The sequence below is a fragment of the Mycobacterium sp. E136 genome, assembly GCF_001666865.1.
Taxonomy (GTDB): Bacteria; Actinomycetota; Actinomycetes; order Mycobacteriales; family Mycobacteriaceae; genus Mycobacterium.
In genome coordinates this window covers 1-3,228 of the sequence record NZ_LZJE01000128.1, presented here as the reverse complement: position 1 = coordinate 3,228, position 3,228 = coordinate 1, and the positions used below count along the sequence as shown (strand labels likewise).

4 protein-coding genes are annotated in these 3,228 nt (G+C 69.4%); 1 reads left to right on the top strand and 3 read right to left on the bottom strand.

Going from position 1 to position 3,228, the window contains the following annotated elements:
- Together A5698_RS08785 and hrcA are read right to left on the bottom strand one after the other, a co-directional pair.
- The coding region (locus A5698_RS08785) for a DnaJ domain-containing protein (RefSeq protein WP_156670666.1) at positions 1-701 on the bottom strand (701 nt) is incomplete at its 3' end.
- Positions 702-731: 30 nt separating this feature from the next.
- A complete protein-coding gene (gene hrcA, locus A5698_RS08780) occupies positions 732-1,763 on the bottom strand; it encodes a heat-inducible transcriptional repressor HrcA (RefSeq protein ID WP_067297118.1) in 1,032 nt (343 codons plus the stop codon).
- A 167-nt stretch (positions 1,764-1,930) separates the two neighbouring features.
- Between hrcA and A5698_RS08775 the strand changes: the two genes are divergently transcribed.
- On the top strand, positions 1,931-2,245 hold the full coding sequence (locus tag A5698_RS08775; RefSeq protein WP_067085722.1) for a type II toxin-antitoxin system VapB family antitoxin: 315 nt from the start codon (positions 1,931-1,933) through the stop codon (positions 2,243-2,245).
- Between the two features lie 17 nt (positions 2,246-2,262).
- Here A5698_RS08775 and A5698_RS08770 read toward each other — a convergent pair.
- Positions 2,263-3,228 (bottom strand): SidA/IucD/PvdA family monooxygenase (locus tag A5698_RS08770; RefSeq protein WP_068295589.1); only part of this gene is annotated, 966 nt, incomplete at its 5' end.

Here is a 3,228-nt window from a genome sequence, read left to right as displayed (position 1 = left end):
CCCTGCGCGGCCAACCGCACCCGCATCCCGTCGCCGACACCGGCCGGGATCTTCACGCTGATCTCGCGGCGGGCGCGCACGCGGCCGTCGCCGCCGCAGCGGTGGCAGGGGTCGGGGATGACCTCGCCGACGCCGCCGCACACCGGGCACGGCCGCGAGGTCATGACCTGGCCCAGCAGCGACCGCTGCACGGTCTGGATCTCGCCGCGGCCGCCGCAGGTGTCGCAGGTGACCGGGGTGGAGTTGCCGTGGGTGCCCTTGCCGTGGCAGAGGTCGCACAGGATCGCGGTGTCGACGGTGACCTGCTTGGTCACGCCGGTGGCGCACTCCTCCAGGTCGAGCCGCATGCGCAGCAGCGAATCCGAACCCGGGCGGACCCGGCCGACCGGGCCGCGTGTGGTGGTGCCGCCGCCGAAGAACGCCTCGAACACGTCGCCCAGCCCGCCGAATCCGGCGAACCCGTTGCCGGCCGCGGATGCGGCCGACTCCAGCGGATCGCCGCCGAGGTCGACGATGCGGCGCTTCTCCGGATCGCTGAGGACCTCGTAGGCCGCGCTGATGTCCTTGAACCGCGCCTGGGCCTCTTCGTCCGGGTTGACGTCGGGATGCAGTTCACGCGCCAACCTGCGATAGGCGCGTTTGATCTCCGCGTCCGTCGCGCCCTTGCTCACTCCGAGCAGCCCGTAATAGTCGCGTGCCACGCTGACTTGCCTGACCTTCCTGTGCCGGTGTTACCGGCTGCCTAAGACTTCCCCGATATAGAGAGCAACCGCAGCGACATTAGCGATAGTTCCCGGATAGTCCATCCGGGTGGGGCCCAGCACCCCCATGCCGCCGTACACCTTGCCCGAACTTCCGTATGCGGTCGTCACCACGGAGGCGCCCGCCATCTCCTCGGCCTCGGTCTCGTGGCCGATGCGCACGGTCACCTTGCCCGCCTCCTGTTGCGCCGCGAGCAGCCGCAGCACCACCACCTGTTCCTCGAGCGCCTCGAGCACCGACCGCAGGGAGCCGCCGAAGTCGGCGGTGTTGCGGGTGAGGTTGGCGGTGCCGCCCAGCAGCAGCCGCTCCTCGCGGTGTTCGACCAGCGTCTCCACCAGCACGGTCGCCGACCGGCCGATCGCGTCGGCGAGCCCGCCGTGCCCATCGAGCTGCGACGCCAGGTCGGCAACCGCGATCGATGCGGCCGCAAGAGGCTTGCCCTCGAGGGCCTGGCCGAGCAGGTCGCGCAGCTTGGTGAGGTCGTGCTCGTCGAGCGCGTCACCGAGCTCGACGATGCGCTGGTCCACCCGGCCGGTGTCGGTGATGACCACCAGCAGCAACTTGGCCGGGGTGAGTGCGACGACCTCGAGGTGGCGGACCGTCGAGGTGGACAGCGTCGGGTACTGCACGATCGCGACCTGGCGCGTCAGCTGAGCGAGCAGGCGCACGGCGCGGCGCAGCACGTCGTCGAGGTCGACGCCGGATTCGAGGAACGTCAGGATCGCGCGGCGTTCGGGCGTCGACAGCGGTTTGATGTCGTCGATGCGGTCGACGAACTCGCGGTAGCCCTTCTCGGTGGGGACGCGTCCGGAGCTGGTGTGGGGCTGGGTGATGTAGCCCTCGGCCTCCAGCACCGCCATGTCATTGCGCACGGTCGCACTGGAGACACCGAGATTGTGCCGCTCGACGAGGGTCTTCGACCCGATCGGCTCCTTGGTGGCCACGAAGTCGGCGACGATCGCGCGCAGCACGTCGAACCGTCGGTCGTCGGCGCTACCCATGTCTGCTCACCTACCCCTCGAATCGCGTTATCACCCATTTTAGGGGCACCAGCAGCGCCGATCGTGTGCGAGCGGCCATCGCGGCGCCGCGACACCCTGCATGCGGTGCACTAACCTTGCGTTGTCATGCCGTTGCCCGGGGGGACGACGCGAAGGATGCAGGCCCGATGATCTTCAAGGGAGTCAGGGAGGGCAGGCCCTACCCCGACCACGGGTTGTCGCACCGCCAGTGGGCGCAGATCCCGCCGCGCCAGATCCGGCTCGACGAATTGGTCACCACGACGACGGTGCTCGCGTTGGACCGGTTGCTCTCCGAGGATTCGACGTTCTACGGCGACCTGTTCCCGCATGCGGTGCGGTGGAAGGGCATCGTCTACCTCGAAGACGGACTGCACCGCGCGGTGCGGGCGGCGCTGCGTAACCGGACGATCCTGCACGCGCGCGTGTTCGACATGGACGTCCCCCTCGCACAACAGGTCTAGCGCTCCGGCCGTCGCCGTCATCGAACGGATTGATGCTCGCGGCACGGTGAGTCGGTGGCCGCGCCGAGGTCGGCGCCGAGGATCCGGTCGGACAACAGACCCAGGCACGACAGGTTGGGGAACCCGGGCCCCTGCGTCAGCCCCGACAGGCCGGGCAAAAACAGTTTCGGGCGCACCCCGCTGACGGCGAGGTCGTCGCCCATCGCCTCCTGCAGCGCCTCCGAACTCAGCGGTGCGCCCAGGCCCAGCTCCAGCAGATCCAGCGCGTCCTGGCCGAGCAGCGGAACGAACCACATCGCGTCGGCGCCCGAACCGTCGATGACGAGATCGAATCCGTGCACGGTCTCCAGCGATTCGCCGCCCTGGGTCGTGCTCAGCGTCAACCGGATTCGGCCGTCGCAGGCCACCGCATGCGCCACCCGGCCGCGCAGGTGGCGGATCCGGTCGTCGACGAGCAACGCGTCCTGTACCCGCGCGGAGAACACCCCGCGGTCGGTGCGCAACAGCGCGTCGCGTCGCTCGGCCATCGTCAGTCCGGTCCAGCCCGTGGGATCGGAGAACAACGTGTTCTCGAAGAAGCCTTCGCCTCGGGTGAACAACGTCACCTGCGGCGAGATCACCGTGATCGTCGAAACCCGGTGCCGGAACAGCTCATTGAGCATCGACGCCGCGGTCTCTCCCCCGCCGATGACGGCGACGCGTTCGGCGCGGATCAGCTCGTACTGTGCCGCGCGGTGCCAGAACTGCGCGATCGAAAGCACCCGCGGATTGCCGGGCAGGAGCGAGCGCTCCGGTTGACCGGGGCCGGTGATCATCAGGCCGTCGGCGGTCACGGTGCGGTCGGGGGTGTGCAGCGCCCACCGCGGCTCGCCGGATTCGGTGGCGACCGAGACTTCGCGCACCTCACCCCGCACCACGTTCATCTCGATATTGCCTGCGACCCAGCGCAGGTACTGGCTCCACCTGCGGTGCGTGGGCGCGGG

What these genes read in the sequence shown, in the direction of transcription:
- hrcA (WP_067297118.1), bottom strand. Translation starts at nt 1,763, where the DNA reads ATGGGTAGCGCCGACGACCGACGGTTCGACGTGCTGCGCGCGATCGTC.
- A5698_RS08775 (WP_067085722.1), top strand. Translation starts at nt 1,931, where the DNA reads ATGATCTTCAAGGGAGTCAGGGAGGGCAGGCCCTACCCCGACCACGGG.